Source organism: Rhizobium alarense, assembly GCF_021555155.1.
Taxonomy (GTDB): Bacteria; Pseudomonadota; Alphaproteobacteria; order Rhizobiales; family Rhizobiaceae; genus Rhizobium_D; species Rhizobium_D alarense.
Genome location: NZ_JAKGBU010000037.1, coordinates 19,345 through 28,983 on the forward strand (window position 1 = coordinate 19,345; position 9,639 = coordinate 28,983).

Sequence of the window (9,639 nt, forward strand, 5' to 3'; positions counted from 1 at the left end):
GTCAGGACGCTTGGCGGATCTGGGCGCCGTGCTTTTCCTCGCGCCACTTCAGCTTGTCGCGCTGGACGAGTTCGACGTCGAGCATTTCCTTGTCCTTGTAGGCGACGGCCAGGCGTACGTTCTTCAGGTCGCGGCACAGGCGGCGCAGGCCGTCCGGCTCCAGGCTCGCGGCATGGTCCGTGCCCTTCCAGGTGCGGTCCAGCGTGAAGTGGCGCTCGACATATTCGAACTCCCCCTTGCCGTAGATGTTGCGGCCGATGATGCCGGCCGTCATGGCGGCGATGTCGGCGGCGATGCCGAGATGATGCCCGGAGAAGCCCACCGAGCGCACCTTGTCGCCGTAGCGTTCCTGCAGGCGGTTGATCTCGAGAACGCAGATGTCCGGGAAGGCCACCGGATAGCCCGAGGTGCAGGCGTAGAGCACCAGGTCCTTGGCGCGGCCGCGCTCCTCGTAGAACGCCACGAGACGGTCGGTCTCGTCATGCGTCGTCATGCCGGTCGAGACATGGATCTCACCGTCGAAATTCTTGCACAGGAAGTCCTGCAGCACGTAGTGCTGATTCGTCGCAGACGGAAGCTTGATGAGGTTCGGCTTCAGCGCCGCGATCTCCTGCGCCGAGGTCAGGTCCCACACCGACGTCGAATAGTCGATGCCGACCATGCGGCACTCTTCCTGCAGCTCCTTGTGCTGGCCGGCCGAGAACTCCAGGAATTCGCGATGCTCGCCATAGGTCTTGCCATAGGAATTGGCCGGAACCGGGTGCGGCTTGTTGTATTCCTCGGGCGTCAGAAGTTCGCGGTTGTGGCGCTTCTGGAACTTCGCAACATGCGCACCGCAAACCTTTGCCGCAACGCCGATCAGCTCCTTCGCGGTATCCATGCTGCCCATGTGATTGCAGCCGATTTCCGCAATCACCCGGATTTCATTCGAGACTGTCATGATCTCTCTTTCCTTGATCCCATTGACCCGCCGGACAGGAAAGACCCATTCAACGTGCAGGCGCCAGCAATCCCGACGATGTTCGGCGGGCTCTGCGCTTTAGCATAGGGCAATAGGCGATTCAACCGCAAGGGATCGGGGGTTCACGGCGGTTCGCACACGGGACAGGGTCACGCCCCGCACTGGCGAACCGGCCGTCTTTTTTGCCCCCTGGCCTATCTCAGAACGCCCGTGGCGGCACGAAGAGACAGATCGTCCTGCCCTTCTCCTTGCCGGCGACGGAGCACCAGTGGAACTCCCCGTCCGGCGAGACACGCACGCGGGTGTCGGTATAGGGGACGACCTCACCCGTGACATTGACGACATAACCGCCCGGCTTCTCGCTGATGGATTTTGTCGCCACCGGCCGGCAGTCGTTGTCCGAGCAACAGGAATAGGGATAGCTCCAGCCCGACGGCGCGTCATGGGCCCGGACCTTGTGCGCGGGAATGGCCATTGCGGCCGCTAACCCGGCGAGAAAAACGCCGGAGCGCCATGCCGGAATGGTCATCCTCGATGGCCGGACAATGGCAACGATTTCAGTGGCATTGGCAGAAAACACTCGGGATATGCTCATGCGACGCCTCCTGGTTGGGGACAATCCAGTTGTTCCTCCCCTTGAAGCGTTCTTCCCGGAAACCCGCCCGGCGCAGTGCTGCCGGACCGGCATCGATCGGCAACGGCCCTCTCCTCGCCGGCGCGTGCCGATTCCAGTACGCGATAGGATGATCGCCCAATCAATGGGCGCCAATCACGTCTGCCTTATATTTGTGCATACTCTTCTGATTCTCGTCGTCTGACAATATATGACAGCCAGATGTCGGCCCCGCCATCGCGGACATTAGCGAGAGGTGATACATATTTGCATCTGTCGTTGCGTCAGGCGACGCGATCCGGCGGCACCTGTCCGGCGAAAAATGCGGAAGCGTTTTCCACCACCTTCATGCCCATCGCCACACGCGTCTCCTCCGTCGCGCTGCCGAGATGCGGCAGAAGAACGACGTTGTCCATTGCTGCAAGCGCGGCCGGCACACGCGGTTCGTTTTCGTAGACATCGAGCCCGGCGCCGCGGATCCCGCCCCTTTGCAGCACGTCGACGAGGGCCGCCTCGTCGACGACATCGCCGCGTGCCGTGTTGATCAGGAACGCGGAGCGGCGCATCAGCGAGAGCCGCCGCCGGTCGATGAGATGCGTGTTTTCGCCACCACCGGGGCAATGGAGCGACACGAAGTCGGAGATGCCCAGCACCTCGTCCACCGTCGCAAGCTGCCGCGCGCCGAGGCGGGCCGCTTCTGCGGGATCCACCGTCGAGCGGTTATAGAAGACCACATCAATGTCGAAGCCGAAACGACAGCGTTTCGCCATCGCTCTGCCGATCCGACCGAAACCGATGATTCCAAGCGTCTTGCCGGTTACCCTGGCGCCGATCATGTGCGTCGGGCGCCAGCCCGTCCAGTTTCCCGAACGCAGTTCCCGCTCACCCTCCCCGGCACGGCGCGCCGCCATAAGCAGCAACGTCATGGCGATGTCGGCAGTGCAGTCCGTCAGCACGCCCGGCGTGTTGGTGACCGTGATCCCTTTTGCCCGCGCGGCCGCAACGTCGATATGATTGTAGCCGACGCCGAAATTGCCGATGAACCGGGCGCGGAGCGACCCGGGCACGAACAGCTCCGCCGGCAGCCGGTCCGAGACGGTCGGAAGGATGGCGTCGTGTGCGGCCAGTGCCCGGCCGAGCGCCGCCTGGTCGAGGGGCACGTCGGCGGGATTGAGGGTCACGTCGAAGCGCTCCGAAAGAACGGCCTCCACTGCTTCCGGCCAGCGGCGCGTCACCAGCACCTTCGGTTTCGCCATGTCGGCCTCCTCGTGTTCCTCCCGGAAGCAATAGGAAAGCCGCCTCGCTCTTGCAACGAAAAAGGGCCCGGCGAAAGCCGGGCCCCGATCTGCAGACGAGAGCGCCTGCGAAGCGAAGACTACTCGTTCTGGAAGTAGCTGTAGTTGCCGTCGTCACCCTTCTTCCAGGTGTACATGACGTAGTCGGGACGGGTGATGTCGCCCTTCTCGTCATAGCCGAGTTCGCCGATGGCCGTTGCGAACGGGCCCTTCGACTTGACGGCTTCGGCAACGGCCTGCGGATCGTTGCCGCCGGCAGCCTTGGCGCCCTCTGCGATGATCTGCAGAGCAGCATAGGCGTAGAGCGTGTAGGCTTCCGGCTCGAAGCCGGCCGCACGGAACTTCTCGACGAGTTCGACAGCGGCGGGGTTCTTGCGCGGATCCGGCGCGAAGGTCATCAGCGTACCATCGACGGCGTCGCCGGCGATCGAAGCAAGTTCGTTCGAAACAATGCCGTCGCCAGACATAAACTGGGCCGTGAGGCCCTGGTCCTTCAACTGGCGCATGATGAGGCCGGCCTCGGTGTGCAGTCCGCCCCAATAAACGACGGTCACGCCGGCTTCCTTCATCTTGGCGATCAGGGCCGAGAAGTCCTTGTCGCCGACCGTGATGCCTTCGTAGATGGCTTCGGTGATGCCGGCTTCGTTCATCGCAGCCTTGGTCAGGTCGGCAAGGCCCTGGCCGTAAGGCGTCTTGTCGTGAACGACGGCAATCTTGGCGTCCTTGAAGTTCGCAGCGATGAAGGCTCCGGCGACGGCGCCCTGCTGGTCGTCACGACCGCAGGTACGGAACGTGTTCCACAGGCCCCGTTCGGTGAAGGTCGGGTTGGTTGATGCCGGCGTGATCTGCAGGATGCCGTTTTCGGCGTAGATTTCCGAAGCCGGAATGGACACGCCGGAGTTGAAGTGGCCGATCACGAACTTGACGCCGTCGGCAACGAACTTGTTGGCGACCGAAACACCCTGCTTGGGGTCGGACACGTCGTCGCCGAGCACGATCTTGACCATCTCGCCGTTGATGCCACCGGCTGCATTGAGGTCTGCGGCTGCCTGCTCGGCGCCCTTCTGCAGCTGCGCACCGAAGGCGGCGTTCGGGCCGGTGAGCGGGCCAGCAACACCGACCAGCAGATCAGCCCACGCATTGCCGCTGAAAGCGACCATGGCAGTCAGCGCAACAGCCGACAATAGAGACTTCTTCATCTTGTTACTCCCAAGTTTTTAAGGCGGGTCGGTTTGGAATCGGCCGCAACACCCACCATCGTTGCGCCGATATTGTTATGCCGTGCCCGCGACGGGGCGCGGAGTTCCCTCTGTCATTTGGCCTTCCAGGAGAAGGGCGAGGCCTTCTCGTAAAGCCAGTAATACATATTCGTCATCTGCTTCGTCCGGTAGAAGCGATAGCCGGCGACAGCAAACAACAAAAGCACGATCGTGTCCACGCAATAGTACTGCAAAGTCAGCATGCTACCTTCGAAAAGCGCATGATGGATGAAGCGGATGGCCACCCCCAGCAGCAGCACATAGATGACGAGCGTCGTCATGCTCTGCCAGTTCTCGGCGCAACTCTTTCCCGTTCGCCAGGCCGTCCACCCGCCCATGAAGATGGTGATGAACAGGAACTGCAAGATGGACGGTTCCTCGTAGAGAATTCCCTGCATGTCGTCTCTCTCTCTCTCCTTCGCCGCCTCAGTGCCTGCCGCCTTCGAGATAGGCCGCGCGCACCTCCGGATTTGCCAGAAGCTCCTTGCCGCTGCCGCTCATGGTGACCTGGCCGTTGACCATCACATAGCCCCGGTCGGAGAGCTTGAGTGCGGCAAATGCATTCTGCTCCACGAGGAACACGGTCAGACCCTGCTCCTTGTTCAGAACCTTGATCGCGTCGAAGATCTGCTTGACGATCAGCGGCGCAAGGCCGAGCGACGGTTCGTCGAGAAGCAGGAGCTTCGGACGCGCCATCAGCGCGCGGCCGATCGACAGCATCTGCTGCTCGCCGCCCGAGAGCGTGCCTCCGCGTTGCGACTGGCGCTCCTTGAGGCGGGGAAAAAGCGTGTAGATCTTCTCGACGTCCTCGTTGAAATATTTCAGGTTGTCGAGGCTCGCGCCCATCTGCAGGTTTTCATAGACCGTCATGCGCGGGAAGATACGCCGGCCTTCCGGCGACTGCGCGATGCGGCGGCGGGCGATCAGATGCGTCGGCTGGTGCGTGATGTCCTCGCCGTCGAAAATCACCGTGCCGGTGCGTGCCTGGGGGCTGCCGCAGATCGTCATCATGAGGGTCGACTTGCCCGCGCCATTGGCGCCGATCAGGCAGACGATCTCCCCCTTCTTCACCTCGACATCGACACCGGCGAGCGCGCGGATATTGCTGTAGTAGGTCTCTACGCCCTTTACGCTGAGAAGAGTATCGCTCACTGCTGCGCCCCTCCCTCGTGTTCGATTTCCTCGATCACTTCTTCGACCTCATCATCTTCGACACCGAGATAGGCCGCGATAACCTTCGGATCGTTCTTCACATGGTCCGGCGTGCCGTCGGAGATCTTCTGACCGTATTCCAGCACGACGACGTGGTCGGAAATCTCCATGACGACCGACATGTCGTGCTCGATGAGCAGGATCGATGTGCCGGTCTCCTGGCGGATGCTGCGCAGCAGATCGTTGAGCGCCAGCGACTCGCGCGGGTTGAGGCCGGCGGCCGGCTCGTCGAGGCAGAGGAATTCCGGCCCGGTGCACATGGCACGGGCGATCTCCAGCCGGCGCTGCGCGCCATAGGGAAGGTCGCCCGCCGGATCGTCGGCGCGATCGGTGAGGTTCGCCTTGTCCAGCCAGAACTTCGCCTTTTCGATCGATTCGGCCGATGCCTTCTTGTAGGCGGGGAAGCCGAAAAGGCCGAGGACCGTGTAACCCGAAGCCTTCATCAGCGCGTTGTGCTGGGCGACGAGCAGGTTTTCGAGAACCGTCAAGCCGGTAAAGAGACGGATGTTCTGGAAGGTTCGGGCGACCTTGGCGTCGCGCGTGATCTCGAAATCCGACATCCGCTCGAGAAGGAAGGTCTTCCCGGACTTCTGCGTCATCGACAGCATGCCCATCGTCGGCTTGTAGAAACCGGTGATGCAGTTGAACACCGTCGTCTTGCCGGCGCCGTTCGGGCCGATCAGGGCGGTGATCTCGCCGCGGCGGGCTTCGAAGGACAGGTCGTTGATGGCCATCAGGCCACCGAAGCGCATCGACAGATGCTCGACCTTGAGAATGGAATCGTTCGTCATCGTATTCGTCTCGAGGGCCATCAGCCGTGCCCTTCCTTGGTAAAGCTGCCCGATACGGCCTTGCGTTCCTTGAGGAAGGCGGTCGGCTCGCGCGAGCCGACGAAGCCGCGCGGCTTCCAGACCATGACGACGACCATCGCCAGGCCGAAGATCAGCATGCGGTAGAGTTCGGGTGTGAAGTCGGGACCGAAGATGGCCTTCAGGAAGGTCATCTCACGCAGAAGCTCCGTACCGCCGATCATCACGACCGCGGCAACCGCGATGCCGGTGAGCGAACCCATGCCGCCAAGCACCACGATGGCGAGAATGATCGCCGATTCGAGGAAGACGAAGGATTCCGGCGAGACGAAGCCCTGGCGCACGGCGAAGAACGAGCCGGCAAAGCCGCCGAACATCGCGCCGATCGCAAAGGCGGTCAGCTTGGTCGTCACCGTGTTGATGCCGAGCGAACGGCAGGCGATCTCGTCTTCGCGCAGAGCCTCCCAGGCACGACCGATCGGCATGCGGCGCAGGCGGATCGTCACATAGGCCGTCAGCAGCGCAAGCCCGAGGATCAAATAGAAGAGGAAGATCTTGTAGTAGGCCGAGGACATCGGCAGCTCGAAAACCTTCGCGAAGTTGTTGGGTGCACCCACATCGAAGGACCAGATGCCGAAGACGGAGGCTTTCGGAATGCTGGAAATGCCGAAGGTGCCCTTGGTCACTTCCGTCCAGTTGATGAGCACGAGGCGGATGATTTCACCGAACGCGAGCGTCACGATCGCAAGATAGTCGCCCTTCAGCCGCAGCACCGGGAAGCCGAGGATCATGCCCCAGAAGGCGGAAAGGATGCCGGCAAGCGGGAGAAGGACCCAGAAGGACAGGCCGAAATGCTGCGACAGCAGCGCGTAGGAATAGGCACCGACCGCGTAGAAGGCGACATATCCCAGATCGAGCAGACCGGCGAGGCCGACGACGACGTTCAGCCCCCAGGCCAGCATCACATAGATGAGGATCTGGATCCCGAAATTGTCCACCCATTTCAGCGAACCCTGCACGCCGAAGAGCGCGACGGAGAGCGGTGGGAAGAGCACGAGCGCCACGATGGCGATCATGTTGAAATTGCGAACGAAGAAGCTCTCCGGCTTCTCGACGGCAGGTTTCGCGGCCCTGGTCGCCTTGCGCAATTCTATTGAGGGGCGGACATAGGCGATGACAAGGAAGCGCCCAACCGCGGCGACCGCGACGAAGATCGCCAGCAGCCCCCAGCGCTGGTTCAGCACCAGTTCGTTGCGGATGTTCTGCGTCGTCTCGAGGCCGACGAAGAGAACGAAGAGGCCGAGGGCGAGCAGGCCGGCGAAAACGGCCTCGCGCAGGGCCTTCGCCGTCAGGTTCCCGCCGGCGCTCTCATGAGAGTTGGAGATGTTGGCCATTATATCAAACCTTCTCGACTTCCGGCCGTCCGAGAATACCGGACGGCTTGAAGATCAGGACGATGGCAAGAAGGGAGAACGTCGCCACATCCTTGTAGTCGATGGAGAAATAGGCGGACCAGAGGCTCTCGATCAGGCCGATCAACAACCCACCGAGCACCGCGCCGGGCAGCGAGCCGATGCCGCCGAGAACCGCCGCCGTGAAAGCCTTGACGCCGGGAATGAAGCCGTCGCTGAACACCGCAACGCCGTAGTACATGAGATACATGGTCCCGGCGACGGCAGCGAGGCACGCCCCCATCACGAAGGTGATCGAGATCGTCCGGTCGACGTCGATGCCAAGCAGCGCCGCCATCTTGCGGTCCTGCTCGGTTGCCCGCTGTGCGCGACCGAGCGACGTCTTGTTGACGATATACCAGAAGACCGTGAGCAGGCTCGCCGTGAGAACAACGATGATGACCTGCTTCAGCGAAATCGAGATGCCGAAGACGTTGTAGACCGACGAGACCAGCGGCGGGATCGGCTTGTTGCGCGGACCCTGCGTGACCTGGATGAAGTTCGACAGCGTGATCGACATGCCGATCGCGGTGATCAACGGCGCCAGGCGGAACGACCCGCGCAGCGGCCGGTAGGCCACCTTTTCGATCGTCCAGTTCCACAGCGACGCGGTCAGCATCGCCGCAGCCATCATGACGAGCAGCAGAAGGACGACCGGAAGGCCGACGAAGACGCTGGTCAGGACGAGGAAGATGATGAGAGCGGCGAAGCCACCGAGCATGAAGATGTCGCCATGGGCGAAATTGATCATGCCGATGATGCCGTAGACCATGGTGTAGCCGATAGCGACCAGACCATAAATAGAGCCAAGCGTCAGCCCGTTGACGAGCTGCTGGACAAAATATTCCATGTCTATCCCCTGGATGCGATCCGAGCCGGCCGCATCTCTTGTTTTTGGCTTATGTGCTCTTTTTTTGAGCCCCTTTAGACGATGCGGATTCCATAACGCTTTCGAGACAAAAGAAAAGCCTAAAAGAAGCCGCATCGACAATTTCTTTGGCAACGGGGTGAATGTGGCGCATTTCCCGGCATAAAAAGAAAAAAATCGGCAGAAAATTGCGGCTTTTGCCCAAAACGATGCACGAAAGTCGGGAAACGATAGCCGGCGCCGTGACGGAACGAAGCCGGCGCCGGTGCCGGAAACGGCTCAGGAGCGCATGCGCGATCCCTGCGGATCGAAGAGCGGCTGCGGCTGCAGCCGGGCCGGCAGCATCTCGCCCAGCAATTCGATGGACCAGCCTTCCTCGACATCGGCGATCTCCTTCGGCACATAGCCGATCGCAACCGAGACGCCGGAGGCGTGGGCGAAGCCGCCGGACGTTACCCAGCCCCTGACCGTGCCATTGAGCGAGATCGGCTCGTCCCCGATGACGTCGGCATCCCGGGCGTCGACGACAAATGTTCGCAGCCGCATCCGGCCGCTTCCCCCAATCTCCTGCGCCGCGGCAGCCTTGCCGATGAAGTCCGCCGATTTTGCATGCGCGACGAAACGGCCGAGCTCCGCCTCCTGCGGCCCATAGAGCGGGCGATATTCGCGCGACCAGCTTCCGTAGGACTTCTCCAGCCGCAATGCGTTGAGCGCGCGCAGACCGAAGAGGCGGATGCCGAATTCCCGGCCCGCATCCATGATGCAGTCGAAGAGGTAGCGCTGGTATTCGGGCTTCATCCAGAGCTCGAAGCCGAGATCACCCGTATAGCTGACGCGGCCGAGGATCACCGGGGCCATACCGAGATCCATGCGTCGCACCGCCATGAAGGGAAAGGCTTCGGCGGAAAGATCGAGATGGGTGAGTTTCTGAAGCACCCTGCGCGCATCGGGTCCCGCAATTGAGAGACCGACAAGCGACAGGCCGAGCGCCGTGAGCGTGACGGACCCATCCTTCGGCAGATGCATTTCGAACCAGCGCATGTGATAGTCCTCGGCGATGCCGGAGCCGATCACCAGGAAGTCGTTCTCGCCGAGCTTTGCCAGCGTGAAGTCGCCGATGAGCTTGCCGTCCTCCTTCAGCATCGGCGCGAGCGTCATACGGCCGGCCGCC

11 protein-coding genes are annotated in these 9,639 nt (G+C 61.9%); 1 reads left to right on the forward strand and 10 read right to left on the reverse strand.

What is annotated here, in order from left to right:
* Position 1: 1 nt before the first annotated feature.
* Both LXM94_RS13210 and LXM94_RS13215 read right to left on the reverse strand, forming a co-directional pair.
* Entirely contained in the window at positions 2-940 is a 939-nt protein-coding gene (locus LXM94_RS13210) for an N-acetylneuraminate synthase family protein (protein WP_235771928.1), read from the reverse strand.
* Positions 941-1,160: 220 nt separating this feature from the next.
* A complete protein-coding gene (locus tag LXM94_RS13215; RefSeq protein WP_235771929.1) occupies positions 1,161-1,436 on the reverse strand; it encodes a hypothetical protein in 276 nt (91 codons plus the stop codon).
* Between LXM94_RS13215 and LXM94_RS13220 the strand changes: the two genes are divergently transcribed.
* The gene (locus LXM94_RS13220) at positions 1,429-1,779 is read left to right on the forward strand and encodes a hypothetical protein (RefSeq protein ID WP_235771930.1); all 351 of its coding nucleotides are present in this window, start codon (positions 1,429-1,431) and stop codon (positions 1,777-1,779) included. The genes LXM94_RS13215 and LXM94_RS13220 overlap by 8 nt on opposite strands.
* A gap of 79 nt (positions 1,780-1,858) precedes the next feature.
* Here the strand turns inward: LXM94_RS13220 and LXM94_RS13225 are convergent, their stop codons facing one another.
* The 8 genes from LXM94_RS13225 to LXM94_RS13260 form a co-directional block, all read right to left on the reverse strand.
* Positions 1,859-2,830, reverse strand: coding sequence for a 2-hydroxyacid dehydrogenase (locus tag LXM94_RS13225; RefSeq protein WP_235771932.1), 972 nt, complete (start codon positions 2,828-2,830; stop codon positions 1,859-1,861).
* Between the two features lie 119 nt (positions 2,831-2,949).
* Complete coding sequence (locus LXM94_RS13230; protein ID WP_235771933.1) at positions 2,950-4,068, reverse strand: branched-chain amino acid ABC transporter substrate-binding protein; 1,119 nt, start codon at positions 4,066-4,068, stop codon at positions 2,950-2,952.
* A gap of 113 nt (positions 4,069-4,181) precedes the next feature.
* Positions 4,182-4,526: a DUF6867 family protein gene (locus tag LXM94_RS13235; protein ID WP_235771934.1), complete on the reverse strand. Its 345-nt coding sequence runs from the start codon at positions 4,524-4,526 to the stop codon at positions 4,182-4,184.
* Positions 4,527-4,554: 28 nt separating this feature from the next.
* Entirely contained in the window at positions 4,555-5,280 is a 726-nt protein-coding gene (locus LXM94_RS13240; protein WP_235771936.1) for an ABC transporter ATP-binding protein, read from the reverse strand.
* Positions 5,277-6,152, reverse strand: a complete 876-nt coding sequence (locus LXM94_RS13245) for an ABC transporter ATP-binding protein (RefSeq protein ID WP_235771938.1) — start codon at positions 6,150-6,152, stop codon at positions 5,277-5,279. Before LXM94_RS13245 ends, LXM94_RS13240 begins: the two co-directional genes overlap by 4 nt.
* On the reverse strand, positions 6,152-7,543 hold the full coding sequence (gene livM / locus LXM94_RS13250) for a high-affinity branched-chain amino acid ABC transporter permease LivM (RefSeq protein ID WP_235771940.1): 1,392 nt from the start codon (positions 7,541-7,543) through the stop codon (positions 6,152-6,154). The genes LXM94_RS13245 and livM overlap by 1 nt, the downstream gene beginning before the upstream one ends.
* Positions 7,544-7,547: 4 nt before the next feature.
* Complete coding sequence (locus LXM94_RS13255; RefSeq protein WP_235771942.1) at positions 7,548-8,450, reverse strand: branched-chain amino acid ABC transporter permease; 903 nt, start codon at positions 8,448-8,450, stop codon at positions 7,548-7,550.
* 297 nt (positions 8,451-8,747) lie between these two features.
* A partial coding sequence (locus LXM94_RS13260) for an aminomethyltransferase family protein (protein ID WP_235771943.1) occupies positions 8,748-9,639 on the reverse strand: 892 nt, incomplete at its 5' end.

Excerpts from the sequence above, each read along its gene's own strand:
- LXM94_RS13210 (WP_235771928.1), bottom strand. The coding sequence starts at position 940 with ATGACAGTCTCGAATGAAATCCGGGTGATTGCGGAAATCGGCTGCAAT.
- LXM94_RS13220 (WP_235771930.1), top strand. The coding sequence starts at position 1,429 with ATGGCCATTGCGGCCGCTAACCCGGCGAGAAAAACGCCGGAGCGCCAT.
- LXM94_RS13215 (WP_235771929.1), bottom strand. The coding sequence starts at position 1,436 with ATGGCCATTCCCGCGCACAAGGTCCGGGCCCATGACGCGCCGTCGGGC.
- LXM94_RS13225 (WP_235771932.1), bottom strand. The coding sequence starts at position 2,830 with ATGGCGAAACCGAAGGTGCTGGTGACGCGCCGCTGGCCGGAAGCAGTG.
- LXM94_RS13230 (WP_235771933.1), bottom strand. The coding sequence starts at position 4,068 with ATGAAGAAGTCTCTATTGTCGGCTGTTGCGCTGACTGCCATGGTCGCT.
- LXM94_RS13235 (WP_235771934.1), bottom strand. The coding sequence starts at position 4,526 with ATGCAGGGAATTCTCTACGAGGAACCGTCCATCTTGCAGTTCCTGTTC.
- LXM94_RS13245 (WP_235771938.1), bottom strand. The coding sequence starts at position 6,152 with ATGGCCCTCGAGACGAATACGATGACGAACGATTCCATTCTCAAGGTC.
- livM (WP_235771940.1), bottom strand. The coding sequence starts at position 7,543 with ATGGCCAACATCTCCAACTCTCATGAGAGCGCCGGCGGGAACCTGACG.
- LXM94_RS13255 (WP_235771942.1), bottom strand. The coding sequence starts at position 8,450 with ATGGAATATTTTGTCCAGCAGCTCGTCAACGGGCTGACGCTTGGCTCT.